The sequence below is a fragment of the Nocardia sp. NPDC004722 genome (assembly GCF_053601505.1).
Window position 1 is genome coordinate 1 of record NZ_JBSGBY010000982.1, and the last position, 1,931, is coordinate 1,931.

Annotated in this window: 1 protein-coding gene; it reads right to left on the reverse strand. The window is 72.3% G+C overall.

Going from position 1 to position 1,931, the window contains the following annotated elements; genetic code table 11:
- Positions 1-1,931: alpha-(1->3)-arabinofuranosyltransferase domain-containing protein (locus tag ACWELQ_RS44845; RefSeq protein WP_452403049.1), on the reverse strand; the 1,931-nt coding region annotated here is incomplete at both ends.

The following is a 1,931-nucleotide window of genomic DNA, read 5'->3' on the forward strand; positions in this document are numbered from 1 at the left end:
CATTGATCACCAGCGGCTTCAACGTGGCACCTGCGGCGGTATGAGCCTGCCAGCCGACATTCGTGCTGAGCGGCAGCACCAGCACCTGGGTTCCGGTCGTGCCGTTCGGGTCGGCGACAGGCGGCAGTGCCGGGGTCCGGTCGAGACGCAGTTCATCGACCGTGAACAGTTCGGTCGGGGCGACCGCGACATCCACTCGCCCGGTCGGGACTTCGAAGCCGGAGTCGACATTCGCCGGTGCCCCGGTCTCCGTGCCGTCCTCCGCGCACACGGTCGCGGACAGCGGTGCGCCGGAGAGCAATTCGGCGGCGGTGCCGGTCACCGTGGTGTGCAGGGTGCGGCCCGCGGCGGCGATGGTGGGTCCGTGGGCGCAGTCGACGGTGATCGGCCGGTTCGGATCGGCGGGCGCGGGATAGTCGGGGCCGAGCACGTTCACCTCGGCCAGACCCGGCGGCTGCTCCTGCGCGAAACCCAGTGCGGTGCGGTCGAGTACCGGATCCCAGGTCTGGATGCTGACCTCGATGCGATCGGTGACGTACGGATGCAGCTCGATCCGGCTGACCGCGCCCGAATCCGGGTTCACCGCGCGCACCTGCGGGCCGTCCCCGAGATTCACCGAGATCGAGGTGGCATGGGCGGGCAGGTCACCGCGGGAGGCCGCCACCTCCAGCCCGGTCACCAGGGTCGGCGCCGGAAGTTCGATGGTGAGCGTGGGTTTCGCGCCCGCGGGATTGCGCACGGCGGTCTCCGGCGCGGTCCAGGTGGTGCGCGGGTCGCCGTCGGTGGCGGCGAGCGCGGACCCGCGCGGGTCGCCGACATCGGCCTGCCCGCGCGCGATGGGACGGTCCGGATCGGTGAGCAGCGCCTCCAGCGCCGGACTCGGACGGGTGTGCACGATCAGGTCCGGGGTGACCGTGAGCGGTTGCGGGACTTGCAGGGTGCGTTCGAACAGGCCGGGCTCCTCGGCGGCCAGCGCCAGGCCCTTGCTGCACCGGATGCGGTCGGGAGAGTCGAAACACGCACTGCGGCCGGGGAATTCCTGCCCCAGATCCCACCCGCGCACCGGGGTGTTCGCGGGGGCGGGCGGCAGCACGGTGCGGTGCCGGATATCGAGCGTCACCGGGTTGTCGCGGTCGGCGTAGTCGTCCACGCTGATCTCACTGATCCCGAATTGCCCACCGGCACTGCCATCCTCGGTGTTCATGGCGGTGACCTTGATCCAGTTGGTGGCGCCGGGCGGCAGCGAGATCGGCACCGGCGTACCGGGTTCGGTGATGCGCGCGGCCACCGTGCCCTTGGCGGTCTCCACCTCCACCCACTTCACGGGGCTGCCGATAGCGGCGGCACTGGTGGTCAGGCGTAGTACCCCGGAGCTGACCGGCCGGTCCAGGTCGAGCCGGAGCCATTGGCCCACAGCGTGTTCCGCGCCATTGGAGATCCACGCGGTGGCCGGGTCGCCGTCCACCACGGCCGCGGTGGAGCTGCCCGGGGCGGCCCCGCCCAGCTGGGTGGCGTCACCGGCGGAACTGGAGGCGGTGATGGTCGCGCCGGACCATTCGCCCTCGACCGACTGCGCGCCGTACACCGGATAGTCCGGGACCAGGTTGTGGGTGCGGCGGGCATCGCCCGGGGCCCGCAAGGCCGAGTTGTGGTTGTCGACGCGCCCGAAATCGGTTTCCCGATCCATCGGTGTGTCGGTGATGGTGACCCCGTCGGCGGGCAACCCGGCCGCCGCCGCGTCCGCGGCCAGCAGCATCGGCCCGGCGGGCGTCGCCGGATCGCGGCGCAGCCGTTCCACGACCTCCGGCCCGCCCTGCACGACCGGGAGACTGTCGAGCGGGACCGTGACCGCGCCCGCGAACACGGTCGGCGCGCCGACGCCGCCGTGTACCTCGGCGGGCGTGCCGGGGCGGCCGGTCTCGACCCGGTAG